This window comes from Pseudomonas sp. GW821-FHT02B10, assembly GCF_059421865.1.
In genome coordinates, this window is the sequence record NZ_JBWKVU010000018.1 from 62289 (window position 1) to 88718 (window position 26430).

The following is a 26430-nucleotide window of genomic DNA, read 5'->3' on the forward strand; positions in this document are numbered from 1 at the left end:
AGCCGCTGCCGAGCCTGCGAGGCTGCGAAAAGCTCCGCAGGGGCTTGCCTGACGATCTCCCGTCCAGCCTCTTGCGTCCTTGCGGGCCGTTCGCAGCCTGCGGCAGCGGCTACAGGGTGGTGGTCAGGGCGCTGCTCAGGTCAGGGTGATAGTTCTTCGCGCCGATGGCGTGCAGGATGCCGACCCGCTCAAGCTTGGTGTGGACCTTGAGGTTGGCTTCGCACAGCTTCACCACGATCGCGCGTTTATGCAGCTGGCCAATCACTTCCTCCAGCATCTGCAAGCCCGTGATGTCCATGAAAGGCACGTGCCTCAGGCGAATGATCAGCACCCGCGGGTCGCTGTGGGTCTGCGCCAGCGCCCGCTCGAAAGTCTCCGCGGCCCCAAAGAACAGCGGGCCCTCGATGGTGTAGATCAGCACGCCCGGTGGCAGATGCAGCTGGCCGTTGCCGTGCAGCTCGTGCTGCAGGTCCTGTTCCACCACCTGTTGCACCTCCACCGAGGAGGCCATGCGCCGCAGGAAATGCAGCATCGCCAGAATCACCCCGATATTCACCGCGATCACCAGGTCGCTGAACACCGTGAGGGTAAAGGTGGCCAGCAGAATCGCCACGTCCGCCCGGGGCGCCCGTTGCACCATGCGCTTGAAGTGGTGCAGCTCGCTCATGTTGTAGGCCACCACGAACAGGATCGCGGCCAGGGCGCACAGCGGGATATTGGCCGCCAGTGGCGCGAGAAACAGGATGATCAGCACCAGGACCAAGGCATGGACGATGCCCGCCAGCGGGCTGCTGCCGCCGTTGCGGATATTGGTCGCGGTGCGGGCAATCGCGCCGGTGGCGGCGAATCCGCCGAACAGCGGCGTGGCCAGGTTGGCGATGCCCTGGCCGATCAGTTCCTGGTTGGAGTCGTGGCGGGTGCCGGCCATACCGTCGGCCACCACCGCCGACAACAGCGACTCGATGGCGCCGAGCATGGCGATGGCGAAGGCCGGGCCGATCAGGTCCAGCACCCGGGGCAGGCTGATCTCGGGCAGCTGCAGCGCCGGCAAACCCTGGGGAATGCCGCCGAAGGCACTGCCGATGGTGGCCACGCCGTCGAACTGGAACAGTGACTGCAGGGCCGTGGCCAGGGTCATGGCGACCAGGGGCGCGGGCAGGCGTTTGAGTTGCGCGACCCTGGGCACGCCCCACAACAGCGCCAGGCTGAGCAGGGCCAGCAGGGTGGTGGCCAGGTGCAGGTCGGGCAGAGCCTGCAGCAGGTGCCAGAGCTTCTGGTGAAAGTGCTCGCCGCCGACGGCGGGCAGGCCGAAGAAGTCCTTCCACTGGCTGACCCAGATGATCACCCCGATTCCGGCGGTAAAGCCGAGTATTACCGGGTCCGGGATGAACTTGATCAGGGCCCCCAGGCGGCTGATGCCCAGCAGGAACAGGATGATCCCGGCCATCATGGTCGCCAGTTGCAGGCCGTTGACCCCGTACTTGGCGGTGACCCCGGCCAGAATCACGATAAAGGCCCCGGTGGGCCCGGCGATCTGCAAGCGGCTGCCGCCGAACAGCGACACCAGCAGGCCGCCGACGATGGCGGTGTAAATCCCCTGTTCAGGCTTGACCCCGGAGGCGATGGCGAAGGCCATGGCCAACGGCAGCGCCACCACGCCGACAATCACCCCGGACACCAGGTTGCGGGCCCAGTGCGCGCGTCCCAGCAATCCGGCTTTCCACGCCTCGCGTATGGCAATCATGGCTCACTCCTGAAGTCCGGCTTGCAGAACACGCAGCTCAATCATAGCCAAAGCCGGGAGGCGCAGCCCATGGCCTGAGTCAGTCTTTGCGCGGCTATCGGCTGCAGATGCTTGGGGATCGAGGGGCGCAGTCCGCGGCGTTGGTGTTCCAGCCTCAGCTACGCTTCGTACGTTGCCTCAGTATCGACTGAGCAGTCAGGTTCCAGGCAGGGTGCGGTGGTTAACAAAAGATAACGTGGCGTCGATTGTCAGACGTTTCTAAAGCCCGATAGGATAGGTCAGCTTCCGAAGGGGCTCTAGATTGCAGGTTTCAGGACGGTGTCCTGGATCCCATGCCCCGAACGGCGCCCTGTAAAGGTTGAACGACCTAACAATAATAAATGGGGGAAAGGTCTATGAGTGAGCCTGTCATGGGTGTGAGTTCCTGCCGCCCGCCGGCCTTGCGCAGATTTGCGTTGCTGGCTACAGCGCTCTCGCTGTTGGGGGTCGCCCTGTTGCCGGCCCCCGTCCAGGCCGCTGCGTCCGCGGCGGACACTGTCTACTCCACCGAATCGGCCAAGGCCAGCAAGGGCCTGATGCTCGATGTCGTGCATGCCGGTTCGCGCCTGGTCGCCGTTGGCGATCGCGGGCACATTCTCTATTCCGACGACCAGGGCCAGACCTGGACCCAGGCCAAGGTACCGACCCGGCAGTTGCTGACCGCGGTGTACTTCGTCGACGCTCAGCACGGCTGGGCCGTCGGCCACGATGCCCAGGTGCTCGCCAGCGAAGACGGCGGCCTGACCTGGACCAAGCAATTCGAAGACCTCAAGCGCGAAGCGCCGCTGCTGGACCTGTGGTTCCAGGACACCAGCAACGGTTTTGCCGTGGGTGCCTACGGCGCGCTGCTGGCCACCACCGACGGCGGCAAGCACTGGGAAGACGCCAGCGACCGCCTGGACAACGAAGACCAGTACCACCTCAACGCCATCGCCGCGGTGAAGGATTCCGGCCTGTTCATCGTCGGCGAGCAGGGCAGCATGTTCCGCTCCGCCGACTGGGGGCAGACCTGGGAACGCCTCGAAGGCCCTTATGAAGGTTCGTTCTTCGGCGTGATCGGCACCGCCCAGCCCGCCACGCTGCTGGCTTACGGCCTGCGCGGCAACCTCTATCGCTCCACCGATTTCGGCAGCACCTGGGAGCAGGTCGAGCTCAAGGCGGCTCGCGGCAGCCTGGAGTTCGGCCTGTCTGGCGCCACGCTGCTGGACGACGGCTCGCTGGTGATCGTCGGCAACGGCGGCAGCGTGGTGCGCAGCACCGACAACGGCTTGACCTTCAGCGTCTACAACCGTCCGGACCGGATCTCCCTGGCAGCGGTGACGGCGGCCGGCAATGGCAACCTGATTCTGGCGGGGCAGGGCGGTGTGCGCTCGACCTCGGCGAATGGCGCCGATCTCGGAAAATAATCAGGGCAAGCAAGCCGGGCCAATAATAAGAAGGCGGGAACACTTCCATGAGCAGTCATCAAACCGACAAGGCGACGTTTCTCGAGCGTCTGATTTTCAACAACCGCCCGGCAGTGATCGTCATCTGCCTGCTGGTCAGCGTTTTCCTGTTCTGGCAGGCCACGCTGATCAAGCCGTCCACCAGCTTCGAAAAAATGATCCCGCTCGAGCATCCCTTCATCGAGAAGATGATGGAGCATCGCAACGACCTGGCGAACCTGGGCAACACCGTGCGCATTTCGGTGGAGGCCAAGGACGGTGACATCTTCACCAAGGAGTACATGGAGACGCTGCGGCAGATCCATGACGAGGTGTTCTACATCTCCGGCGTCGACCGCTCGGGCCTGAAATCGCTGTGGAGCCCCAGCGTGCGCTGGACCGAAGTGACGGAGGAAGGCTTCGCCGGCGGCGAAGTGATCCCGCAGAGCTACAACGGCTCGGCCGACAGCCTCGACCTGCTGCGCAACAACGTGCTCAAGTCGGGCCAGGTCGGGCGCCTGGTGGCCAACGACTTCAAGTCGAGCATTGTCGACATCCCGCTGCTGGAGTCCTACCCGGACCCGGAGGACCAAGGCAAGCTGCTGGCCCTGGACTACCAGAAGTTCTCCCACGAGCTTGAGGAAAAGATCCGCGACAAGTTCGAGGCGCAGAACCCCAATGTGAAGATTCACATCGTCGGTTTCGCCAAGAAGGTCGGCGACCTGATCGACGGCCTGATCATGGTGGTGATGTTCTTCGGCGTTGCCTTCCTGATCACCCTGGTGCTGCTGTACTGGTTCACCTGGTGCATCCGCAGCACCATTGCCGTGCTCATCACCACCCTGGTGGCGGTGGTCTGGCAGCTGGGCCTGATGCACGCCGTGGGCTTTGGCCTCGACCCTTATTCGATGCTGGTGCCGTTCCTGATCTTCGCCATCGGCATTTCCCACGGCGTGCAGAAAATCAACGGTATCGCCCTGCAATCCAGCGGTGCCGACAACGCCCTGACCGCGGCCCGGCGCACCTTCCGCCAGCTGTTCCTGCCGGGGATGATCGCGATCCTTGCCGACGCCGTGGGCTTCATCACCCTGTTGATCATCGACATCGGGGTGATTCGCGAACTGGCCATCGGCGCGTCCATCGGCGTGGCGGTGATCGTGTTCACCAACCTGATCCTGCTGCCGGTGGCGATTTCCTATGTCGGCATCAGCAAGCGCGCGATCGAGCGCAGCAAGAAGGACGCCACCCGCGAACATCCGTTCTGGCGCCTGCTGTCGAACTTCGCCAGCCCGAAAGTCGCCCCGGTGTCGATCTTCCTGGCCCTGCTGGCCTTCGGTGGCGGCCTCTGGTACAGCCAGAACCTGAAGATCGGCGACCTCGACCAGGGCGCGCCGGAACTGCGTCCGGACTCGCGCTACAACAAGGACAACAACTTCATCATCAACAACTACTCCACCAGTTCCGACGTGCTGGTGGTGATGGTCAAGACGGCCTCCGAAGGCTGCTCGCGCTACGAAGCCATGGCGCCGATCGACGAGCTGATGTGGAAGATGCAGAACACCGAGGGCGTGCAGTCGGCGATTTCCCTGGTGACCGTGTCCAAGCAGATGATCAAGGGCATGAACGAAGGCAACCTGAAATGGGAAACCCTGTCGCGCAACCCGGATGTGCTGAACAACTCCATCGCGCGGGCCGACGGCCTGTACAACAACAATTGCTCGCTGGCGCCGGTGCTGATCTTCCTCAACGACCACAAGGCCGAGACCCTCGACCGCGCGGTGCATGCGGTGCAGGAGTTCGCCAAGGAGCACAACAAGGAGGGCCTGGAGTTCCTGCTGGCGGCGGGTAACGCGGGGATCGAGGCGGCCACCAACGAAGTGATCAAGCGCTCGGAACTGACCATCCTGGTGCTGGTGTACATCTGCGTGGCGGTGATGTGCATGATCACCTTCCGCTCGTGGGCGGCAACCCTGTGCATCGTCCTGCCGCTGGTGCTGACTTCGGTGCTGGGTAACGCGCTGATGGCGTTCATGGGCATCGGCGTGAAGGTCGCGACCTTGCCGGTGGTGGCGCTCGGGGTGGGGATCGGCGTGGACTACGGGATCTACATCTACAGCCGCCTGGAAAGCTTCCTGCGTGCCGGCCTGCCGTTGCAGGAGGCCTACTACCAGACCCTGAAATCCACCGGCAAGGCGGTGCTGTTCACCGGCCTGTGCCTGGCCATCGGCGTGGCTACCTGGATCTTCTCGGCCATCAAGTTCCAGGCCGACATGGGCCTGATGCTGACCTTCATGCTCTTGTGGAACATGTTCGGCGCGCTGTGGCTGCTGCCGGCGCTGGCGCGGTTCCTGATCAAGCCGGAGAAACTGGCGGGGCAGAAGGGCAACTCGCTGTTCGCCCACTAAGCTTCGAGGCATCAAGCAAAACCGCGACCCAGGTCGCGGTTTTTTATTGCCCGCCAAGGCTCACCGGTCCCTGTAGCCGCTGCCGAGCCCGCGAGGCTGAGATCGACCGGCACGGTCGCGGCGGTCTTCCTGGCCCAGGAGGGCCTTCGGCCCTGGCGCAGCCTGCAGCAGCGGCTACAGGGGGCAGTAGATGGCGAACTTTGCAATGCCACTACAGCCGCGCCGCGCCGGACCCGCTATCATGGCCGCTTTCCATTGCTGACTGACGACCATGACTGCCGCTACAGACACTTTGCTGACTGCCCTCCAAGCCTGCGACATGCTGGAAATCGACGGGCTGCATGCCTTCGACTTCACCCTTGACGACCAACAGCTGCTGATCGAATGCATGGACGGCCGCGCGGCCAAGCGCTGGAGTTTCAGCCTGGCCCAGGTCAACGCCGCGACCTTCGACGATACCCTGCAGAGCTGGACCATCGTCGGCGATTCCGGTGAGCACCGCCTGGTGTGCATGAGTGCTTTCAGTGCCCGTAACGATGAGGAGGATGAACATGAGGATGCGTAACTTCTGGCCACTGCTGATGGCTGGCAGTGTCGGCGCCATGGCCGTGCAGGCCGCGCCGGTCGAGACCCAGGAACTGCTGGTCGGTTCCTACACCCAGGGCCAGAGCGAAGGCATCTACCGCCTCAAGTTCGACGGCCGCACCGGCAAGATCGACGCCAAGCCGCTGCAGGTGGTCAAGAGCGCCAACCCGTCCTGGCTGACCCTGTCCAAGGACCAGAAACAGCTGTTCGTGGTCAACGAGAACGGGCCAGGACAAGCCGACCCGATCGGCCGGGTCAGCAGCTTCGGCATCGAAGCCAAGAGCCGCAAGCTGAACCCGATCAACCAGGTGCAGAGCCTGGGCAACGAGCCGACGCATTCGAGCCTGAGCGGCGATGGCCGCTACCTGTTCGTCAGCAACTATTCGGTGGTCGCGGATCCAGGCGGCAGCCTCGCGGTGTTGCCGGTTGGTACCGATGGCAAGCTGTCGCCAGTGGTCCAGCTCAGCAGCCACCCAGGCAGCCGGGTCAACCCCGAGCGCCAGGTGGCGGCCCACGTGCATTCGGTGGTGTCGTCGCCGGACGGCCAGTTCGTGTTCGCCAGCGACCTGGGCGCGGACAAGATCTTCGTCTACCGCTACGACCCCAAGGCCAACGCCGAGCGCCCCCTGACCGCGGCCGAGCCGGCGTTCGTCGAGCTGCCGCCGGGCAGCGGCCCACGCCACCTGCTGTTCAGCGCCGATGGCAAGCACGCCTACCTGACCCTGGAAATGAGCGCCCAGGTGGTGATGTTCGATTACCAGGACGGCAAGCTGAGCCAGAAGCAGATCCTCGACTTGACCAGTGGCGGCAAGGACAAGAAGGCGGCGGGCGCGCTGCATGCCTCGAAAGACGGCAAGTACCTGTACGTGAGCAACCGTGGCACGGCCAATCAGTTGCTGGTGTTCGCCATCGACGAAGCCACCGGCCAGCTCAAGGAGATCCAGCGCCGTTCGGTGGAGGGCGATCACCCTCGTGAGTTCAGCCTCGATCCGAGCAACAAATACGTGCTGATCGGCAACCAGAAGAGCAACGAAATCGTGGTGATCGAGCGCGACGCCAAGACCGGTTTCCTCGGCAAGACCGTGCAGAAACTGCCGTTCGATTCACCCAGCGATATCAAGTTCCTGGTGCGTCAATAAGCCACAGGCCCCGGTTGACGGGGCCTGAGCCTTTCTATTAATGACGCTGATATCTGCTACTGCTGGAAAAGATTTCAACCCGCCAACCCTCGGGCGTAGTTTTGCTTCACGGCCCGGCGCATCAAGGCTTCCGGGCAAACAAGCCGACTGCATACGAGGGTTACCCAATGAACTTCAATCTCTTCTCCGTGATCGCCGCTTCCGCCATCTCCGCTACCGTGGCCCTGCCAGCCAGCGCCAACGTGGAAATCAGCGAGAAAAAATCCGCGACCAACACCTACACCCAGAAATACCTGCAACAGAGCGCCAACTTCTACGCCGCCCTGGATCACAAGATCCAACACTGAAATTCCCCGCAACGCCCAGGTATGCAGGAGCGAAGTCACTGGCTTCCCTGGATGGACTCGTTCATCCAGCGGACCGGCAGTGATGTCGCTCCTGCATCACCTGTATGCGACGTTTTCCCTCATGCCAGGCAAATTAGCTTGGTAATGTCATATCGCCATATGTTTAAATTTGACGCTAATTAATTGACTCCTCCTTTCCAAGGATCGACAGCATGGCGATGCGTCTGGCAGTGGTTCTTCTGTTCCTTTATTCCACCCCGATTCTTTCGGCTGCCCAGCCCGTCGAGGGCGAGCCGGAAACCTCCCGCGAGCGCATGCTGACCCTGCTTGAGGATTGATTGGCCGCGGATTCACGATCAATCCAACTGATGGTGACTATGCACCGAGGTTGTTTCTGCGGCGGGCGCTTTTAACGGATTCTGTGGGCACGCAAATATGCCCACGGAGACCACCATGGCCCACTCGATCCTCACCTCTGCCAAGCGCGGCGCCTATGTCGCCATTGGCCTGTACCTGGCCATGGTCCTCCTGGTCAGCCTCTCGGCCCAGACCCCGTCGGCAGTGCAGCCGCCGATCCAGGTCGCTTACCCGGCCATCCAGTTCGAACACCGCGCGCAAGCCGCCGAACACTCAGCGGATGCGGGAGTGGCGCTGCTATGAAAGGACGCAGGTTCTGGGTCATTGCCGTCCTGGCGTTCATGACCAATGGCGCGTCCTTGCTGGGGATCGGGCAGGGTTCGGCGGGCTCGTTGGCCCGGGCCATCGAATGCAATCACAACATCGCCCACAACATCGAAACCGCCAAGGCCCTGGGCCTGCTGGCCGGCAACCCGCCAGCCAAACCCAGGGCCGCGTTCTTCGGCCCGTTCAGCGTCGATTGCTCGGCGTTGCAGATGTGCAGTGTGCTGGCCTGATCCGAGGAACAACCCTGTAGCCGCTGCCGCAGGCTGCGATAGGTCCGAAGGACCTCCTGCGGTCGGGAGATCGCTACGCCCGTTCCGGTCGATCGCAGCCTTCGGCAGCGGCTACAGGTCGGGGCCAGCCAGATGCATTTCGCGGCATTTAAGCCCCGTTACGGCCAGCCTCAAGCGAGATTCGCAAACCCATGTAGCCGCTGCCGCAGGCTGCGATAGGTCCGAAGGACCTCCAGCGTCCGAGAGATCGCAGCGCCCGTTCCGGTCGATCGCAGCCTGCGGCAGCGGCTACAAGGGTGGTTTGGCCATCACCTGGGTGAACAGCTCTGACTCCAGGAACCGCTGCAACCAGCGCTGCAAATGCCGGTAAGGCGTCTGCGTGAACCATTCGCGATCGACATGGGCGAACTGCCGCACGAACGGCGCCAGGGCCATGTCCGCCAGGCTTGGGTGGTCCGCCAGCAGGTAGTCGCGCTGGCTCAACAGTTCATCCAACTGCCGTAGAAATACTTCTCCCTGGCCGCGGTAATGCTCCATCGGCTGCTCGGGATAACGCTCGGCGTATTTGTAGCGATTGAGGTGCAGCTTGAACACCTGGTCGTTTTCCGCGATCAGCGCGTCGATCCGGTGCTGCGCCGGCCCATCGTCCTTCAGTAACCAATCCTGCGGATCGTGCTGGGCCATGGCCCAGCGCATGATATCCAGGCTTTCGTCGATCACCCGGCCGTCAACATTGAGCACCGGCACCGTGCCCTTGGGCGACAGCGCCAGCATCGCCGCCGGCTTGGCCTTGAGGCTGACTTCGACGATCTCCAGCGGCACCCCGCTGTAGCGCAGCGCGAGGCGCGCACGCATGGCGTAGGGGCAGCGGCGGAACGAATACAACGTATTCATTTCACCTCCAGGGTACTCAGGCCGTTGCCCTGGCGCCGTACCTGGATCTGCACCGGAATCCGCTCGTGCATTTCCTGCACGTGGGAAATCACCGCCACCTTGCGCCCCTGGGCCTGCAAGCCGTCGAGGGCGTCCATCGCCAGTTGCAGGGATTCCGGATCGAGGCTGCCGAAGCCTTCGTCGATAAACAGCGACTCGATCTTCAGCGTGCTGGAAGCCATGGACGCCAGGCCCAGGGCCAGTGCCAGGGACACCAGGAAGGTCTCGCCGCCGGACAGCGAATGCACCGAGCGCAGTTCATCGCCCATTTCCGTGTCCATCACCAGCAGGCCGAGCATGCTGCCGCCGCGCTTGAGGCGATAGCGCCGCACCAGCTGGCGCAGTTGCGCGTTGGCGTGATGCACCAGCAGATCGAGGTTGTAGGCCTGGGCGATCTTGCGGAAGGTGTCGCCGCTGGCCGAACCGATCAAGGCATTGAGTCGTGCCCAGCGCTGCCATTCGGTGTAGGCCTGGGCGATCTGCTCGCCCAGCGCCTGGTTGGCGTCTTGCCGACGCTGGTCCTCGGTCTGCTGGGCGCGCAGTTCGGCGCTCAGCTGTTCGCTGGCGGCCAGCTGGTTGTGCAGCTCGCCCAGGGCGCCGGCCAGTTGTTCGGCGTCGAGCTGGCCGTCGTGCTGGGCCTGATGGCTGTGCAGGCGCTGCTCGCGTTCGGTGACCAGGACCTTGGCTTGCTCCACCGCTTTTTCGCGCTCTTGCAACTGCTGGCGCAGCGCGGCGACCTGCTGGTCGTCGAGGCTGAGCAGTTGCTCCAGCGCGCCGTCGTCCAGCTCCGGGTGCTGCTGGCGCCAGTCGGCGATCTTGCTGCCCAGTGCCTGCTGCTCGGCCTCCAGGGCCAGTAGGCGTTCCTCCTTGCCTTGCAGTTCCGCGCCCAGCTGCACCAGCAGGCGACGGACTTCCTGCAACTGCTGGTTGGCCAGCACCTCGGCGGCGCGCGCCTGTTCCACGGCCTGTTCCAGATGCTGCTGCCACTGCTCGGCACTGCTGTGTTCGCCCAGCAGTTGTGCGAGCTTGCTGCGGGCTGCTTGCTGTTGCTCGGCCAGGGTATTGAACTGCTCCTGGGCGGCTTGCAGTTGCTGCGCGCGGGTCTGCTGGCGGTCCTGTTCCTTGTCCAGGGCCAGCTGGCGCTGTTGCTGCTCTTGCGCTTCTTCCTTCTGCTGGTCGAGCTGCTCCAGGCGCTGCATGACCTGCTGGTCGATCTGCATGAACGTTGCGGCCGGGTCGTTGCGCAGGGCTTCGAGGGTATCGGCCGGCAGCAGGGTGGCGAAGGCCGACAGCTCTTCTTCCAGGCGCTGGCGATCCGCGCCCAGCTGCTGTTGCTGCTGGGTCAGGTGATGCGTGGCCTCGTGGCTGGCTTCGATCGCCGCTTGCAGTTGCTGTTGCAGGCGCCCGGCGTCCTTTTGCAGTTTCAGCAGGGCGCCTTGGCGCTGTTCGTCCTGCTGGATGCTCTGGTTCAACTGGCTCAGTTGCTGGTTCAGCCAGGCATCGCGCTTGCCGGCATCCTGGTCGAGCAGCGCCGCCGACAACGGATGGGCTTCGATACTTGGCGCCAGGGCCTGCTGCTGGCTTGCCAGGTGTTCCTGTTGCTGGAGGAATTCCTTCTGCTGGGCGATCAGGCCGCCGACCTGGCTGCGCAGCTCGGCGAGTTTCTCCTTGAGTTCATCCACCGCCTTGCGCGCGTTGGCTTCTTCGCTTTCGTCGTGGCGCCCCAGGCTCTGCAGCAGTGCCTCGGGCTGATGGTAGGGATGCTCGTGGCTGCCGCAGACCGGGCAGGGCTGATCGTCCTGCAACTGCTCGCGCAGCTCTTCGACACTGGCACTGCGCGCCAGGCGCTGGCGTTCCAGCAGTTGCTGGGTCACCGTCAGGGTCTGTTCGGCGACCGTGAGTTCCGCCTTGCTCTGCAGGCCGATCCGGTTCAGCTCTTCGCGCTGGCGCGCCGCGGCCTGCAGTTTGTCCGCCAGCTCCGCGCCGCGTTTGTCCAATTCCTGTTGGCTGGCCCACAGCCGCGCCAGTTCTTCGAAGGCGCGCTGTTGCTTGCGGTTGTCCTGCAGCAGGTCACTGAGGATCTGCAACTGTTCGGCCACCGCGTGGGGCTCGGCGCCGGCTTCGCTGTACAGCACTTGCAGTTCATCGCGTTGCGCGGCCAGTTGCTGCGCGGCGCTGGCGGCCCGTTGTTGCAGGCCGGGCAGTTCTTCCTGGCCCTTGTTCAGCCGGTTGCCGGCCAGCATCAGCTGTTGCAGGCGATCGCGGTAGGCGTTCCAGGCATCGCTCAGCGGCGCCAGATGAGTACTGTGTTCCAGCTGTTCGGCAATCCGCTGCAAGCGTTCGCCCACCAGGCGCTGCTGTTCGAGCATGGCCTGGATCGCCTGCTGGCCTTGCTCGCTGGCCTGTTGCAGCTTGTCCTTGAGTGCGCCGGCTTCACCGCAGGTCTTGCCCAGGTGGGCGAGGGTGCTTTGCTCGGCAAAGGCCTCGCGCAGCAGCGGCGCGCTGGTGTTTTGCTGTTCCTGGGCGCCGAGCAGCGCGGCCTGGGCCGTGCTCAGTTGTTGCTCCAGTTCGCTTTGGCGTTGTTGCTCTGCGCCTTGTTGCTGACGCTGTTGCTGGATCTGTTCGCGCAGCGGCGTCAGTTGCTGGTTCAGTTCCACCTGCCGGGCGAACTGATGGCGTTGCGGCGCCAACTGCTCCAGGCGGGTCAGCCGGGTCCGCTCGCTGGCCAGGCCTTCCCAGGCCATTTGCGCCTGTTGCAGTTGCTCGGCGGCGCTCTGCTGCTGGTCTTGCAACTGCTGCAATTCCTTGAGCCAGCCGTGTTGCAGCTCCAGCTGCTTGAGCTGCGCCTGCTGGGCCTTGAGCTGCTGCTGGGCGGCGTCGAAGCGCTGGTCCAGTTCGGCGCGGGCCTCGGGCTCCAGCGGGGTGATGCCGCTGGCCTGGGCCTTGAGGGTCTTGTGCTGTTCCTCGGCGTCCTTGCTTTTGCTGTAGGCGCGCCGCCCGAGCTGGCTGTAGATCGAGGTGTTGGTGAGCTTTTCCAGCAGCTCGCTGCGTTCCTTGTCGTCGGCCTTGAGAAAGGCGCTGAACTCGCTCTGGGCCAGCATCACCGCGCGGGTAAACTGTTCGAAGTTGAGCCCCAGCTTGGCTTCGATCAATTGCTCGTAGTCGCGCTTCTGGCTGGCCAACAGTTGGTTGCTGTCCAGGTCGTGCAGGCTCTGCTTGCTGGCCTGCAGCTTGCCGTTGGCCTTGTCCCGGGCACGGTTGGTTTCCCAGCGGGCGCGGTAGCGATGGCCGTCGATGCCGACAAAGTCGACCTCGGCGTAGCCGCTGCCGGTGCCACGGCGCAGCAGGGTGCGCGGGTCGCTGGTGAGCATTTCGCTGTCGACCTCCGGCACCTTGGTTTCGCGGCCGATATTGTTCAGCCGCGGCACCGCGCCGAACAGCGCCAGGCACAGGGCGTCGAGCAGGGTGCTCTTGCCGGCGCCGGTGGGCCCGGTAATGGCGAACAGCCCGGCGCTGGCCAGGGGCTCGGCGGTGAAGTCGATTTCAAAGGGGCCGGCCAGGGAGGCCAGGTTCTTCAGGCGGATGGCAAGAATCTTCATGGCTGCTCCTCCTCGTGCTGCACTTCCTGGAGCAGTTGCGCGAAGTCCTTGAGGGTCTGTTCGTCCACCTCGCTGCCGTAGCTGTCCAGCCAGGCGCGGCTGAACAGGTCCTGCGGGCTGAGCTGGTCCAGCTCCACCAGTTGCGCGGCGCCGTCGTCGCCCTCGCGGCCGCCATTGCCGGCGTATTCGGCGGCAATCCGCACCAGGCGCACGGCCTTGCCCTGCAGGGCGCTTTCCACTTGCTGGCGCAGGTCCGGCTGCGGCTCGTCCAGGCGCACCCGCACTTCCAGCCAGGGCTGGCGCTGTTCTTCGGCCAGCAGGTCGATGTCCGGCAACTCGGCCAGTTGCAGCAGGATCTCCGCCAGCGGTGCCGGGCCCAGGCGTTGCAGGTTGACCGCGCGCGGGATCAACCGCGGTTCGACGCTGACCAGGGTCTCGCCGTCGAGCTGGATATCGAGGATCTGGTGCTGGTAGCCGATCTCGGAGAACGACAGCGGAATCGGCGAGCCGCTGTAGCGGATGCGCTCCTCGCCGTTGACCTTCTGCGGCTTGTGCAGATGCCCCAGGGCCACGTAGCTGATGCTCGGGCCGAACAGACTGGCGGGCAGGGCCTCGGCGTTGCCGATGATCAGGCTGCGCTCGGAGTCCTCCGACACCGAGCCACCGGCCATATGCGCGTGGCTGATGGCGACCAGCGCCTGGCCCGGCTGGCGCTTGGCGTTGGCCGCGGCGATCAGCCATTCATGCACCTGGCCGATGCCCCGCAGGTAATCGTCGCCCAGGTGCGGCCCCGTGACTTCCGCCGGCCGCAGGAACGGCAGCGCCAGGCACCAACCGGCAATCGCGCCGCTGGCATCGGGCAACGGCAGCAACAGACGCTCACTGTCCAACTGCCCATCGTCCAGCCACAACACCCGGCCCAGGGCATGGGTGCGCAGACGCCGCATCAAAGGCGCCGGCAACTCGATGCGCGAACCCGAGTCATGATTGCCGGCGATCATCACAATGGTCAGGCCGGGCTGCTGTTCATGGGCGCTGACAATAAAGTCGTACAGCCGCTCCTGGGCTTTGACCGGTGGGTTGACCGTGTCGAAGATATCGCCGGCAATCAGCAGCACATCAGGGCTGTGCAGCACCAGCTGGCGCAACAGCCATTCAAGAAAGCAGGCATGCTCGAAATCGCGTTCCTGGCCATGGAGGTTCTGCCCCAGGTGCCAGTCGGAGGTGTGAAACAGACGCAAGGCAAACTCCGCAAACAATCAGGTGAGCCGCAGGGAAGAGGAGAGCGGCGTGAGGGGGGAGAGTTTAATGGTAAATCGGGTGTGGGGTTTGGTTGGATGGCGGTTGCGTTTAGCCGCAGGTTGCCGGTGTCTGGCTGGAACCTGCATAAAAGGCTGCTAGCACTCGCTCAACATTCTTTTTTACCAAGAGAGAGAGCGCCCTCTACACGGACATTCCCATCTCGAGTGCCTGGGGCTCGAACCCCAACTCTGTGTACATACGGGTTGCATGTGCATTGAACGTCCACACCGACAGCCTTAAATCTTTGGCATTGTGTTCGATTGCCCAGTCTTGAACGAGTCGTACAAGGGTTCGACCAATACCTTTTCCCCAAAATTGCTCGTCTACACACACCGATCCAATACGAACGAAATCCAGCGGTTGCATCAGTGGACCGGAGCTTGTCGACAGGCTGGCAGAAATAAAGCCAGCGGCCTGGTGGCCGATATTCGCAATGAAAACAACCTGGGTCGGTTTCTCGAAAAAACTCATCCAGTGCGGGAGGTCGCGCGAAAAGTCCTGGGTGGCAGCAGTGTAAATATCGGGACGGGCAGCGTGATGAATCGCGTTGAGTAATTGTCCCAACTCACAAATGGTCAGCGCATCCTCTACGGTCGCCGTTCGGTACGTGATGGCTGTATCCATGATGGGCAATTCTCCTTGAGTGTTAAGCCATTACCGCTAAGGGTTGAAATCAGTACACAACGAATGGCTTCGACGCTGTCACTTCATAGCGCTGACGCGGCACGAACCTTACAGTCAACTGATTCGGAAAAGACGGGATATCGCAACTAAAGCTTTCTCACCGTCGGCCTCATAGAGGCTATATAAGGTTGTTTGATCGGTAAGATGATGCAGGCGGAAATGGTTGTAGAAAGCTTGGCCTAGACGTTGTTCTTTGAAGAACCCTCGATTCCACAGGTCTAGAAACTCTTCATAGACGGCGCTCTCGATTTCCAGCGATCTGCTATCCATGTGAACCTCGATTGATGATGAGCGCTGGCGAGATCCTATAAAGCTCATGATGGTTGTGCAATGCCCCCTCAGTTGAACGTCCGCCTTTGGGTAGCCAATTGCGAAGGGCTGTAATCGAGCCTGAGTCAGCATCATCGGAAACTGGACAGTGATTATAGGAATCTTTGAATGGGTCATCAGAGTAATGACTTGAGAGCAGACTTCATTGATGTGCTTGATGAGGTCTCAATGCTGATGTTCAGCGAATACGAACAACTTGGCGTTGTGCCAGACAATCATGCGTTGGCCCAGGTAGGTCTGGAAAATGGCAGGGAAATAGTCCTTGATTATGTCGATCACGGGGAGGCTGGCATAGCGTTTGAACATCTGTGTTACATGATTAAGGAACCACCCCTCATTATTTCTGAACACTGTCGAGCGGCCTTGGCTCGAATCGCCAAGACTTTGGAAATGCCATTCACCGGATAGTTGAAGCGTTGCTTTGGCTACGGCTACTGGCGGAACGCAGACTGCCGGAGAAATTCAGATTGCCTATCGTCAGGCTTACCCGATAACGCACAAACTAGCTCACACCCGCGCCAGCAGTTGCAGGTACATCTTTTCAATCAGATTCCTGCATTCCCGCCAGGCAGCACCCAGCCCACGCTTTTCGTACTGCTCGAACAGTTCAAAACGTTCCAAATGCAATCCGGTAACGCATCGCATCATGCTGTCGGAACGCACCAGCCGGGATAGCCCGACATCAAGCTCTCGATAGGTCTGGCTCGATTGAATAAGCCACCCCAACTCAGTTTGCTCGGCATTGCAAAACAACAACTGGCAATTCGCGTTCAGCTCTCGGTCAAGAATCGAGCTCAGCCGCTCTCGCAGGAGGTCGGCTGGCTGGAGTGCGCTGCCCTTCAAATGGGTGACAAGCAGAAATCGGGCGCTGGAGGTGATGATCAAGATTCGTGGCCTGCCTCGACGGGAGAGAGCGGGGATTAGCTCACTCTCGGCCCGTGCTGAGGAAGGGGAAAATTCTGAAATGGAGGTGGGAATTGGCTCGGACGGTTGCCGGGTTTTCTCGATTATTTCGGATACAGCGGCGGCAGGCTGCTGGTGTCGGCCAGCGGGGTCTGTACATGTTCGGCGATCGGGATGGCGCGGATCGCGCGCCACAGTTCTTCGCCTTGCCAGTAGTGGCCGGTTTCGCTGTAGAGCGCGCCGTTGAGGCCGTCCAGGGCGTCGGACAGGGGCACGAAGCGGGCGGCCATGTCGGCCAGGGTTTCCGGTTGCTGGCGGGCCCAGGCATCCAGGGCCTGGCGGGTGGCTTGCGGGTCGTTGGCCAGGCAGGCGCGCTTGAGGTCGTCGAGCAGGGTGCGCGGGTTGGGGCCGGCCTGCACAGCGCGCAGGATTGCCGGTTGCCAGCGTGCGCGCCACCAGAGGCCGAAGCCGAGCAGGGTGGTGCAGGCGAGCAGCAGGGTGCTGAGTTTCCAGGCCCACAGCGTGCCGCTGTCGCCACCGGCGCCAGATGGCGTCGTGCCGGCCGGGGTGTCCACCACCAGGCTCGGGTTGTTCGCCACTTGCAGAGTGCGCGCCGGCAGGCTGCTGCGTTCCAGGTGGTCCTCATGGGTGTTCCACCAGACCACTTCCAGTGCCGGTAGGTCGATGCTGCCGCTGCGGTTCGGCACCAGGGCCTGGCTGTCTTCGCGGCTGCCGATCAGCCCGCGGTCGCTGACCTGGTTGCTCAGCTGCGGCTGGTCCGGGTAGCTGCGCAGGCCGTTGGCTTCGGTCACCGGCAAGGGTGGCAGCTGCGAGCTGGACAGGCCCTCGGCCTTGAGGGTCAGACTGCGAGTCAGCGAGTCGCCGACCTGGCTGTGGTCCGGCTCGGGGTTCCAGCTTTCCCCCAGGCTCAGGCTGCGGGCCGGCAGCCAGGGCGCGTCGGCCGGGTATTCGGCCGGCTTGGCCTTGACCGTCAGCGGCATCTGCGCCGAGCTCACGTGCATCAGCTTGCCCGGCTTCAGGCCCTGGGGCACCGGGTCCTGGGTGCTGGCAGTGTCGGCCAGGGTGGCACTGAAGGTCAGCTCCGGAATGTCCAGCACGCCGCTGTGCTGGGGGAAGATCGCGTAGCGGATCTCGATCACGCCGTGGCGCACGCCGTTGATGACTTTTTCATAGGTGCGCGACTCGCCGAGCTGTTCGACCCGGGCGTCGTCGATCTGCAACGGCGTCAGGCTGCTGTCGTCGTACAGCGACACCGAGTGATAGATGTGCAGGGTCAGCACTGCCTGGGCCTGCACGTAGACGCTGTCCTGGTCGAGGCTGGCGTCGATGAACACCGGCTCCAGCGGCGCGCTGTCGCTGCGGCTTGCGCTTTGCAGCACCTGCAGGGTGATCGGCTGGCTCTGTACGTCGCCCAGTTGCAGGGCCGGGATCACCACGGTGCCGGTGGTCCTGGGCAGCAGGGTGATGATCCAGCGGGTGATGGCGCGGTTGTCGCCGTTGAGGCTGGTCAACTGGTTGACCTGGCGCGTGCCCTGGACCTCGAACTGCGCTTGCAGCGGGGTCAGGTCGGGTTTGCCGAACAGCGTGACATTGTTGGATTCCAGGGTCAGCTCGACGGTTTCCCCGGAGTTCACGCGGCTGCGGTCGACACTGGCGACCAGCCCCTCGGCCCGGGCAGCAAAGGCGCCGAGTGTCAGCACAAGCGTGAGTAAGAGGGCGGTGAAGCGGGTCATCGAATTTTTCCCTGATCCTGATGTTGTTGCTGTTCGTACCAGAACTTGCGGCGCAGCAGTTCGCCCGGATCGTCCGGAATCTGCCGCAGCCATTGTTCCAATGCTTGACGGTGTTCGCCGTCGAAATTGTCCTGGGCATCGCGCAGCGGCGGCGTGGTGGTCTGTTCGTCGCCCAGTTCGCTGCCGGGAACCGCATCGTTGCCCGGGGTGGCGACCTCGTCGTCCGTCGCCTCGTCGGCGCTGGTGGGGTGGCTGTTCTCCGGCGGCTGCTGGCCTGGGGTGACCGGTGCCTGGGTCGCCGCGCCGGCTTGCGGCGGCTGGCGGGTTTCGTCGTTGTCCTGGCTTTCGCCCTTGGCTGGTTCTTCCGGCGGCGCGGGCTCGGTTTCCTGCAGCAGGCGTTCGACCAGGGCCTTGTTCTTTTGCGCGGCGGCAAGCTCAGGTTGCAGTTCCAGGGCCTGCTCGTAGGCATCCAGCGCGGCTTCCAGCTCGCCGCTCTTGGCCAGGGCGTTGCCACGATTGTAGTGGGCGCGGGCGTCGTTGCCTTCGGCAAAGCGCTGAGCGGCAGCGGCGTAGTTGTCGGCCTCGTACAGCGCCACCCCTTGCCACTGTGGGTCTTCAAAATGCTGCGCCGCCTCGCCGGGCCGCTTCTGTTCCAGCAGGCGCTGGCCCTGCTGGTCGGGGCGCAGCCACAGGTCGTTGAACTCGAAGGCGTAGCTGGGCTGCGGCACGGCGAACAGCAGCAGCGGCAGGCAGAACAGCCAGCCGCGGCGCCCGGCGCAGGCGGCCAGCAGCAACAGCGGCAGGAGCAGCCAGTAACCCTGGTCGGCCCAGGTGTCCAGGCGCAGGGTCTGGCCGTCGCTGCGCAGGTTCTGCGGACCGCTGAGCAGGCCCAGGCCGCGCAGGTCGTTATCGTCCAGGCGCGCCGGGCGATAGCGGCCGCCTATTTCGCCGATGAAGCGCTTCAGGCTCGGACCGTCGAGGCGCGACATGAGGATCGCGCCCTGTTCGTCCTTGAGAAAGCTGCCGTCTTCCTGGGCCACCGGCGAGCCCTGGCGGCTGCCGATCCCGAGCATCAACAGCTGCGGTGCCTGGCCACCGAGGGCCTGGCGGATGCCTTGGCGTTCCTGCTCGCTCAGGGACGAGCCGATCAGCAGGATCCGGCCCTGGCCCAGTGCACCCTGGTCCAGCAGCTTCAAGGCTTTTTGCAGGGCCAGGTCGGCGCGATGGCCGGGCTGGGGCATGATCGACGGCTTGAGGGCTTCCAGCAGGTTGCGGCTGGTGGCCAGGTCGTCCGACAGCGGCACCAGGGTGTGGGCGCTGCCGGCATAGACCACGATTGCCGTCTGCGCATCGCTGCGTACCTGCAACAGGTCCAGCAGCTTGCGCCGGGCCTGTTCCAGGCGATTGGGCGGGACGTCGCCGGCGAGCATTTCCGGGGTCAGTTCCAGCAGCACCACCAGCGGGTCGGCCGGTTTCTGGCTGGTCTGTTCGACCCGCTGCCAGCCAGGGCCGAGCAGGGCCAGCACGGCGAGAATCCAGGCCAGGCCGAGGGCGATCCACGGCAGTTTGCTTTCGCGGCCGTTGCCGCCGCTGAGCAGGGCGGCGTGAAAGGCCAGCGGCAGGATCATCTGCCAACGGCCAGCGCGTTTCTGCCGGTGCCACAACTGCCACAACAGCCAGCCGAGCAGCGGCAACAGCAGCAGCCACCAGGGACGGAACCAGTGGGGCCAGAGTTCGGCCCAGAACGGCGCGCTCATCGACGCCTCCGCAGGCGCAGGCGTTTGAGCCGTTCGCGCCAGTCTGGCAAAGGTTGCAGAAAGCGCTCGCGGGTGAAGAAGCGTTGCAGCGGATGGTCCGGCCAGCGCTCGCGCACCACCAGCAGCATGCTCAACAGCAGCGCCGCGGCCAGCGGCCAGCTGTACAGCGCCTGCGCCGAACGAGCCTGGGTCGGCTGCTGGGTCACCGGTTCCAGTTGGTCGAGGGTGTCCTTGATCGCTTGCAGCTCCTGGCTGTCGCGGGCGCGGAAGTAGCGCCCGCCAGTGGCTTCGGCGATGGCCTTGAGGGCCGGCTCGTCGAGGTCCAGGCTCGGGTTGAGGCCGAGGAAACCCAGGGTGCCGCTTTGCTCCGGGTCGGCGCCGATGCCGATCGGGTAGATCTTCACGCCTTCTTCGGCGGCCAGGCGGGCGGCGGTCAGCGGGTCGATTTCGCCGCCGTTGTTGGCGCCGTCGGTGACCAGGATCAGCACCCGGCTCTGCGCCGGACGCTGGCGCAGGCGCTTGAGCGCCAGGCCGATGGCGTCGCCGATGGCGGTGTTCTTGCCGGCGATGCCGATCTTCGCTTCGTCCAGCCAGACGCGCACGGTGTGCCGGTCGAAGGTCAGCGGCGCTTGCAGGTAGGCCTTGCTGCCGAACAGGATCAGGCCGACGCGGTCGCCTTCGCGGCTTTCCAGGAAGTCGCCGAGCAGGTGCTGGACCAGGTTCAGGCGGCTGACGTCTTCGTCCTGCCACTGCATGTCGGGGAAGTCCATGGAGCCGGACACATCCACCGCCACCAGCAGGTCGCGACCGCTGGCGGCCACCGGCAGCGGTTCGCCCAGCCATTGCGGGCGGGCGGCGGCCACCAGCAGCAACAGCCACAGCAGGATAAAGGGGGCCTGCTGGCGCCAGGTCGGCAGGTTGGCTCGGGCGCGGCGTTTGGCCAGGCCTTCCAGGTCGCTGAGGAAGCTGACTTTTAGCGCCGGTTCGCCGCTGTCGGCCACCGGCAGCAGCACCCGCAGCAGCCAGGGCAGCGGCAGCAGGGCGAAGATCCACGGCCAGGCGAACTCAAACATGTTTGCGAATCCAGATTTCCACCGCCTGGGTCAGGCCGGCGATGGCCTTGTCGTCGAGCTTGCACTCGGGCTTGTAGGCGCCTTCCACCAGGACCATCCAGCGCGTGAGGCCGGCCGCCGGGCAGCGGTTGTCGAGGAACGCCAGCCACTTGCGGCCGTTGAGGGTATGGCTCTGGCTGTAGGGGTAATGGTTGCGGCACAGGCGCTTGAGCAAGCCATTGAGCTGTTGCAACCAGGCACCGGCGGGCGCGCCGTCGTAGGGCTTGGGCAGCAGCGCCAGTTCGGCGAGGGCGGCCAGGCGCAGCGGGTCCAGCGGTTGTTCGGCGCGGGGCAGGGCGCGTTGGCGCGGCCAGAAGCGCTTGAGCCGCCACAGGCCGAAGCCGAGCAGCGGCAGCAACACCAGCAACAGCCACCAGCCCGGTGCCGGCGGCCACAGGCCGATGGCGGGCGGGGCGATCAAGGGTTGCAGTTGCTCGAGGCTGCTCATCGGGTTTTCCCCGGGCGTTGCGGGTTCAGGTACTCGCGCAGTTGCTCGACCATTTCGCTCTGGGTGCTCAGGGGCATCAGCAGCACCCGCAGCTTCTGCGCCAGCAGTTCCCAGCGGGCGATGCGCGCTTCGCTCTGCGCCCGGTAGGCCTGGCGCAGTTCGTAGTTGAGGGTGTCCAGCTCCAGCTGCGCGCCGCGTTCGGCGAAGCGCAGCAGGCCGGCGGCGGGCAGGGCGTGGTCCAGCGGGTCGGACAGCGGCATCAGCAGCAGGTCGCAGTGGCGCGACAGCAGGCTCAGTTGCTGTTCGGCGGCGTCGCTCAGGGCACGCTCGTCGCAGATCACGATCACCAGGCTGCCCGGGCGCAGCACTTCGCGGCCACGGCGCAGGGCGGTGCCGAGGGCGTCGCGCTCGGGTTCGGTTTCGCTGTGCAGCGACTGGTTGACCCGCACCAGACGGTTGAGCAGTTGCAGCAGGCTCTGTTTGCTGCGCCGCGGCTTGATCTCGTAGTGCTCGTCGTCGCCGAACACCAGGCCGCCGACCCGGTCGTTGTGGCCCAGGGCGGCCCAGCCGATCAGGCTCGCGGCCTGGGCGGCGAGCACCGACTTGAACATCAGCCCGGAACCGAAGAACAGCCGCCGGCTCTGCTCGACCATGATGAAGATCGGCCGTTCGCGCTCTTCGTGGAACAGCTTGGTGTGGGGTTCCTGGGTGCGCGCGGTGACGCGCCAGTCGATGCTGCGCACGTCGTCGCCGGCCTGGTAGACCCGCACCTGGTCGAAGTCGACGCCACGGCCGCGCAGCTTGGAGTGGTGCAGGCCGACCAGCGGGCTGCGCTGGCTCGGCGTGGAAAACAGCTGCACTTCGCGCACGCGATGGCGCATCTCGATCAGCTCGGCGAGGCTGACGCGGATGCCCGGGGCATCGACAGGGCTGGCGTTCATCGGGGTCAAGCGACGGCTACGACGTCGAGAATCCGCTGGACCACCCGGTCCTGGTCGATGCCGGCGGCTTCTGCTTCGAAAGACAGAATGATGCGGTGGCGCAACACATCGAACAGCACCGCCTGGATGTCCTCGGGGCTGACGAAGTCGCGCCCGGCCAGCCAGGCGTGGGCCCGGGCGCAGCGGTCGAGGGCGATGGAACCGCGCGGGCTGGCGCCATAGGCGATCCATTCGGCCATCTCCGGGTCGAACTTGGCCGGGGTGCGGGTGGCCATCACCAACTGCACCAGGTATTCCTCCACGGCGTCGGCCATGTACAGGCCGAGGATTTCCTTGCGCGCGGCGAAGATCGCCTGCTGGCTGATGCGACGCTCGGGCTTGGTTTCGCCGTTCAGCGCCTCGCCACGGGCCTGTTGCAGGATGCGCCGTTCGACGGCGGCGTCGGGGAAGCCGATCTTGACGTGCATCAGGAAACGGTCGAGCTGGGCTTCGGGCAGCGGGTAGGTGCCTTCCTGCTCGATGGGGTTCTGCGTGGCCATCACCAGGAACAGCGGCGACAGCTCATAAGTGCTGCGGCCGACGCTGACCTGGCGCTCGCCCATGGCTTCGAGCAAGGCCGACTGGACCTTGGCCGGGGCGCGGTTGATTTCGTCGGCCAGCACCAGGTTGTGGAAGATCGGCCCTTGCTGGAATACGAAGCTGCCGGTTTCCGGACGATAGATTTCGGTGCCGGTGATGTCGGCCGGCAGCAGGTCGGGGGTGAACTGGATGCGATGGAACTGCGCTTCGATGCCTTCGGCCAACTCTTTGATGGCCTTGGTCTTGGCCAGGCCCGGGGCGCCCTCGACCAGCATGTGGCCGTCGGCGAGCAGGGCGATGAGCAAGCGCTCGATGAGTTTTTCCTGGCCGAGAATCTGCGTTGAAAGAAAGGTTCGCAGCGCGAGTAGCGCTTCACGATGTTCCATCGATGACTGTTCCTGCAGAGGGTGACCGAGGGCGTTCGAATAACGCCAAGGCTGGGGGCGTTACTTTAATCCATCCGGGCCCCCGGCGACTAACGGCACCTGGCAAATTTCTGTAAATAACCGGCAACCCCCGGGTCGTATCACGAGACCTGGGGGGGAGGAAGGCGGCAGGTGCCTGGCGCGTCGCCCTGACGGCCGCTGTGTCGGAATGCCTGCGCACTGGGTCTACCTGAAACTCCGCGACGCCCGGTTGACGGCCGCTGCGCGCCCGATCGCAGCCTCGCTGCGCTCGGCAGCGGCTACAGGTAAAGGCCAGGGCCAGCGCCGCCCCGTGGAAACCGGAGTCGTGCGTGGTCCTGTAGCCGCTGCCGAGCCCGCGAGGCTGCGATCGAGGACGCAGTCCTCGCAAGGCCTGCGCACCGGGCCTACCTGAAACTCCGCGGCGTCCGATTGACGGCGCGTCAGTGGCGGGCGCTCAGTTCTTGAAGCTGGAGTGCTTGCGGCCCTGGTCGCACAGGGCGAAGACCACCACCATCACCGCCGAGACCGCCAGGATCAGCGCCACCCCGTCGGTCGAGTGAGTCGCCGAGTTGGCCACCAGGGCCAGCCCGCCCAGGGGCGCCAGGCCACCGGCGATGGCGGTGCCGATTTCACGGCCGGTACCGAAGCCGGAGGAGCGGGTCTGGGTCGGGAACTGGCGGCTGAGGAACGAGCCCTGGGGCGCGAACATCATCGGCGCCAATACCCCGGTGCCGATGGCGATGGCCAGGTAGATCATCAGCGGCTCGCCGGTATTGAGCAGGCTCAGGAACGGATAGGCGAACAACACCGAGCACAGGCCGCCGAGCATCAGCACCTTCTTGCTGCTCCACTTGTCGCAGAGCCAGCCGAAGCAGGGCACGGCGACTATCGCCACCAGGCTGGCGATGGTCACCGACAGCGAAGTGACATGGGCCTCGACGCCTTTGTACTGGGTCAGGTAGGCCAGGGAGAAGGTCTTGAAGATGTAGCTCAGGGCGTTGTAGCCGATGGCCACGAACAGCACCACGGCCAGGCCCTTGAGGTCGTTCTTGAACAGCAGCTTGAGGGGCGAGGCCTGGGCCTTGGCACTGTGCTTTTCCTGCGCCTTGTCCAGCTTCTCGAACTGCGGGGTTTCCGGAATGCTGCGCCGTACCCACAGGCCGACGCCGACCAGGGCGATGCTGCAAACGAACGGAATGCGCCAGCCGCCGGAGAGCAGGAAGTCGTTGCCGTTCATGGTCAGCAGGTAGACGGTCAGCGACGACAGCAGCAGGCCCAGGTTCAGGCCCAGCGCCGGCCAGGCCCCCTGGCTGCCGCGCTTGCCTTCGCTGGCGTGCTCATAGGAGGTCACCGCCGCGCCGGACAGTTCGGCGCCAGCACCGAGGCCCTGGATGATCCGCACCAGCACCAGGATGATCGGCGCCCAGATGCCGATCGAGGCATAGCTGGGAATCAGGCCGATCAGCGTGGTGCACACACCCATCATGCAGAAGGTGATGACCAGCACCTGCTTGCGCCCGAACCGGTCGCCCAGATAGCCGAACAGCACGCCGCCGAAGGGCCGGGCGATAAAGCCGATGGCAAAGGTGGAGAACGCCAGCAGCGAGGCGACTTTCGGGTTGCTGGGGTCGAAGAAGATTTTCGAGAAGACGATGGCCGCCATGGTGGCGTACAGATAGAAGTCGTACCACTCCAGCATCGAGCCGAAGATGGTCGCCGCCGCGACCTTGCGCAGGCGTTTTTGTTTTTGTTGTGGCGTTTCGCATGCGGCCGGGGCCGCCTCATGGACTGACATCTGAGGGTTCCTTGTTGTTTGTAGTTATTTTCAAGCGGGCGCCAGGCACCCGTGCAGCGGGGATCAACGGGCTTTGAGGATTCTCTCGGCAATCATCTGGCCGATGGGGATGGCCGAGGTCGCGGCCGGCGAGGGGGCATTGCAGACGTGGACCATGCGCGGGGTTTCGGCGAACAGGAAGTCGTGCACCAGGGTGCCGTCGCGCATCACCGCCTGGGCGCGAATCCCGGCCTCATACGGCAGCAGGTCGGCGACTTCCAGGGACGGGCAGTATTTGCGGCACTGCTCCAGGTAGCCGCGCTTGAACAGCGAGTTCTTCATTTCCGTGGTGCCGGAACCGAGGTTGTTCCAGATGGTTTTCCAGAAACCGGGGAAGGTTGCGTACTCGGCCACGTCGCGCCAGTTGATGGAGAACTTGCGATAGTTTTCCCGGCCCAGGCCGAGTACGGCGTTGGGCCCGACCGTGACGCTGCCGTCTATCATCCGGGTCAGGTGCACGCCGAGAAACGGCAGCTCCGGATCGGGGATCGGGTAGATCAGGTGATTGACGATGGCGTTCTTCGCCGCCGGCAGGCGGAAGTACTCGCCGCGGAACGGGATGATCTGGTGGTCGATCCTGACCCCGGCCAGGGCCGCCAGGCGATCCGATTGCAGGCCGGCGCAGGCCACCAGCTGGCGGGCGCTCCAGACCTTGTCGTCGCTGCTGATGGTGACCTTGTCGGTGGTTTCTGCGATGGCGCGCACCGTGGTTTGCAGCTGCACTTCGCCGCCGGCCTGCTGAATGACCCGGGCCATGGCTTCGCACACCTGCTTGTAGTCGACAATACCGGTGGCATCGAGGAACAGGCCGCCGAGGCCGACGATGTTCGGTTCGCGCCGCTGCAGCTCTTGCGCATCCAGCCGTTCGACCTTCAGGCCGTTCTGCTGCGAGCGCTCGTACAAGGCATGCATGCGCTCGACTTCCAGCGGCGTGGAGGCCACCAACAGCTTGCCGCAGACCTCGAACCTGATCCCGTGCTGGATGCAGAAATCCTTGGTCGCCTGGGCGCCGCGCTTGCACAGGTCGGCCTTGAGGCTGCCCGGGGCGTAGTAGATGCCGGCGTGGATCACGCCGCTGTTGTGGCCGGTCTGGTGCCGGGCCAGGAGGTTTTCCTTTTCCAGGATCAGCAGCGAGGCGCCGGGCTGGCGTTCGAGCAGCGCCATGGCGGTGGCGAGGCCAACGATGCCGCCGCCGATGATGCAGTAGTCGTAGATCATGCAGATGTCACCTTGGTTATTCTTGTTTGGGT

At 64.3% G+C, this 26430-nt stretch carries 24 protein-coding genes; 9 read left to right on the top strand and 15 right to left on the bottom strand.

The window, feature by feature from the left end; translation table 11 throughout:
* Window positions 1-109 precede the first annotated feature (109 nt).
* Complete coding sequence (locus AC07VU_RS28345; RefSeq protein WP_457276298.1) at window positions 110-1744, bottom strand: SulP family inorganic anion transporter; 1635 nt, start codon at window positions 1742-1744, stop codon at window positions 110-112.
* Between the two features lie 395 nt (window positions 1745-2139).
* On the opposite strand from AC07VU_RS28345, the gene AC07VU_RS28350 reads away from it, so the two are divergent.
* From AC07VU_RS28350 to AC07VU_RS28385, 8 genes are all read left to right on the top strand, one after another.
* Complete coding sequence (locus AC07VU_RS28350) at window positions 2140-3189, top strand: WD40/YVTN/BNR-like repeat-containing protein (protein WP_007923215.1); 1050 nt, start codon at window positions 2140-2142, stop codon at window positions 3187-3189.
* 47 nt (window positions 3190-3236) lie between these two features.
* Entirely contained in the window at window positions 3237-5612 is a 2376-nt protein-coding gene (locus AC07VU_RS28355) for an efflux RND transporter permease subunit (protein ID WP_009043611.1), read from the top strand.
* Window positions 5613-5883: 271 nt separating this feature from the next.
* The gene (locus AC07VU_RS28360) at window positions 5884-6177 is read left to right on the top strand and encodes a DUF5629 family protein (RefSeq protein WP_016704661.1); all 294 of its coding nucleotides are present in this window, start codon (window positions 5884-5886) and stop codon (window positions 6175-6177) included.
* Window positions 6164-7336 carry a lactonase family protein gene (locus tag AC07VU_RS28365; RefSeq protein ID WP_495030893.1) on the top strand — a complete coding sequence of 391 codons (1173 nt, stop codon included), beginning with the start codon at window positions 6164-6166 and terminating at the stop codon, window positions 7334-7336. Before AC07VU_RS28360 ends, AC07VU_RS28365 begins: the two co-directional genes overlap by 14 nt.
* A gap of 167 nt (window positions 7337-7503) precedes the next feature.
* The gene (locus AC07VU_RS28370; RefSeq protein WP_007923220.1) at window positions 7504-7683 is read left to right on the top strand and encodes a hypothetical protein; all 180 of its coding nucleotides are present in this window, start codon (window positions 7504-7506) and stop codon (window positions 7681-7683) included.
* Window positions 7684-7895: 212 nt separating this feature from the next.
* Window positions 7896-8021 carry a hypothetical protein gene (locus AC07VU_RS28375; protein WP_007923222.1) on the top strand — a complete coding sequence of 42 codons (126 nt, stop codon included), beginning with the start codon at window positions 7896-7898 and terminating at the stop codon, window positions 8019-8021.
* A gap of 115 nt (window positions 8022-8136) precedes the next feature.
* Entirely contained in the window at window positions 8137-8343 is a 207-nt protein-coding gene (locus tag AC07VU_RS28380) for a hypothetical protein (RefSeq protein ID WP_495030894.1), read from the top strand.
* Window positions 8340-8597, top strand: coding sequence for a hypothetical protein (locus AC07VU_RS28385; RefSeq protein WP_096374037.1), 258 nt, complete (start codon window positions 8340-8342; stop codon window positions 8595-8597). Before AC07VU_RS28380 ends, AC07VU_RS28385 begins: the two co-directional genes overlap by 4 nt.
* A gap of 288 nt (window positions 8598-8885) precedes the next feature.
* Here AC07VU_RS28385 and AC07VU_RS28390 read toward each other — a convergent pair whose 3' ends face one another.
* From AC07VU_RS28390 to AC07VU_RS28410, 5 genes are all read right to left on the bottom strand, one after another.
* Complete coding sequence (locus tag AC07VU_RS28390) at window positions 8886-9491, bottom strand: glutathione S-transferase (RefSeq protein ID WP_495030895.1); 606 nt, start codon at window positions 9489-9491, stop codon at window positions 8886-8888.
* Window positions 9488-13129 (bottom strand): AAA family ATPase, encoded by a 3642-nt coding sequence (locus AC07VU_RS28395; RefSeq protein ID WP_495030896.1) that lies wholly within the window; start codon window positions 13127-13129, stop codon window positions 9488-9490. The genes AC07VU_RS28390 and AC07VU_RS28395 overlap by 4 nt, the downstream gene beginning before the upstream one ends.
* On the bottom strand, window positions 13126-14370 hold the full coding sequence (locus AC07VU_RS28400; protein ID WP_495030897.1) for an exonuclease SbcCD subunit D C-terminal domain-containing protein: 1245 nt from the start codon (window positions 14368-14370) through the stop codon (window positions 13126-13128). Before AC07VU_RS28400 ends, AC07VU_RS28395 begins: the two co-directional genes overlap by 4 nt.
* 202 nt (window positions 14371-14572) lie before the next feature.
* Window positions 14573-15055, bottom strand: coding sequence for a GNAT family N-acetyltransferase (locus tag AC07VU_RS28405; RefSeq protein ID WP_495030898.1), 483 nt, complete (start codon window positions 15053-15055; stop codon window positions 14573-14575).
* Between the two features lie 114 nt (window positions 15056-15169).
* Window positions 15170-15385: a hypothetical protein gene (locus AC07VU_RS28410; protein ID WP_274306672.1), complete on the bottom strand. Its 216-nt coding sequence runs from the start codon at window positions 15383-15385 to the stop codon at window positions 15170-15172.
* A gap of 168 nt (window positions 15386-15553) precedes the next feature.
* On the opposite strand from AC07VU_RS28410, the gene AC07VU_RS28415 reads away from it, so the two are divergent.
* Window positions 15554-15853 (top strand): MafI family immunity protein, encoded by a 300-nt coding sequence (locus AC07VU_RS28415; RefSeq protein WP_274306673.1) that lies wholly within the window; start codon window positions 15554-15556, stop codon window positions 15851-15853.
* 99 nt (window positions 15854-15952) lie between these two features.
* On the opposite strand, the gene AC07VU_RS28420 is transcribed toward AC07VU_RS28415, so the two are convergent.
* From AC07VU_RS28420 to lhgO, 9 genes are all read right to left on the bottom strand, one after another.
* Window positions 15953-16330 carry a hypothetical protein gene (locus tag AC07VU_RS28420; protein WP_274306674.1) on the bottom strand — a complete coding sequence of 126 codons (378 nt, stop codon included), beginning with the start codon at window positions 16328-16330 and terminating at the stop codon, window positions 15953-15955.
* 122 nt (window positions 16331-16452) lie between these two features.
* Window positions 16453-18102, bottom strand: coding sequence for a BatD family protein (locus AC07VU_RS28425; protein ID WP_495030899.1), 1650 nt, complete (start codon window positions 18100-18102; stop codon window positions 16453-16455).
* Window positions 18099-19859, bottom strand: coding sequence for a vWA domain-containing protein (locus AC07VU_RS28430; protein ID WP_495030900.1), 1761 nt, complete (start codon window positions 19857-19859; stop codon window positions 18099-18101). Before AC07VU_RS28430 ends, AC07VU_RS28425 begins: the two co-directional genes overlap by 4 nt.
* Window positions 19856-20932 (bottom strand): vWA domain-containing protein, encoded by a 1077-nt coding sequence (locus tag AC07VU_RS28435; RefSeq protein WP_053260943.1) that lies wholly within the window; start codon window positions 20930-20932, stop codon window positions 19856-19858. The genes AC07VU_RS28430 and AC07VU_RS28435 overlap by 4 nt, the downstream gene beginning before the upstream one ends.
* Complete coding sequence (locus tag AC07VU_RS28440; RefSeq protein WP_007925765.1) at window positions 20925-21419, bottom strand: DUF4381 domain-containing protein; 495 nt, start codon at window positions 21417-21419, stop codon at window positions 20925-20927. The genes AC07VU_RS28435 and AC07VU_RS28440 overlap by 8 nt, the downstream gene beginning before the upstream one ends.
* Window positions 21416-22360 (bottom strand): DUF58 domain-containing protein, encoded by a 945-nt coding sequence (locus tag AC07VU_RS28445; RefSeq protein WP_007925772.1) that lies wholly within the window; start codon window positions 22358-22360, stop codon window positions 21416-21418. Before AC07VU_RS28445 ends, AC07VU_RS28440 begins: the two co-directional genes overlap by 4 nt.
* 5 nt (window positions 22361-22365) lie before the next feature.
* Window positions 22366-23325 (bottom strand): AAA family ATPase, encoded by a 960-nt coding sequence (locus tag AC07VU_RS28450; protein WP_007925774.1) that lies wholly within the window; start codon window positions 23323-23325, stop codon window positions 22366-22368.
* 475 nt (window positions 23326-23800) lie between these two features.
* Window positions 23801-25141, bottom strand: a complete 1341-nt coding sequence (locus AC07VU_RS28455) for an MFS transporter (RefSeq protein ID WP_495030901.1) — start codon at window positions 25139-25141, stop codon at window positions 23801-23803.
* 63 nt (window positions 25142-25204) lie between these two features.
* Entirely contained in the window at window positions 25205-26398 is a 1194-nt protein-coding gene (lhgO, locus tag AC07VU_RS28460) for an L-2-hydroxyglutarate oxidase (RefSeq protein WP_495030902.1), read from the bottom strand.
* Window positions 26399-26430 lie beyond the last annotated feature (32 nt).